This is a genomic window from Vibrio sp. 10N.261.51.F12 (assembly GCF_041471725.1).
Classification (GTDB): domain Bacteria; phylum Pseudomonadota; class Gammaproteobacteria; order Enterobacterales; family Vibrionaceae; genus Vibrio.
Window position 1 is genome coordinate 1 of the sequence record NZ_JBFROV010000059.1, and the last position, 230, is coordinate 230.

A 230-nucleotide genomic window follows, 5' to 3' on the forward strand; every position below is an offset into this window, starting at 1 on the left:
TTATCAATCGCAACGTAGGTAAAGGTCACGTCTTCCTTCTGACCATCGGTCAGGTCTTGGAAGTCCTCACCTGGATCAAAGGTATAGGTGCCATTGTTGAAACTTAGACTGCCTTTTCCGTCTGGAACATCGGTCGCTAAGGCGTAAGACGCCACGGTGCCATCCACATCGGAGGCTTCCGGTACATCACGGGTGATCGACGTGTCTTCATCGGTCATTTCATCCGCTGG

The 230-nt window shown here is 51.7% G+C and carries 1 protein-coding gene; it reads right to left on the reverse strand.

Annotated features, from left to right (window positions below; translation table 11 throughout):
- Positions 1–230, reverse strand: a 230-nt coding sequence (locus AB4405_RS24075; RefSeq protein WP_372063085.1) for a hypothetical protein, incomplete at both ends; no start/stop codon positions are given.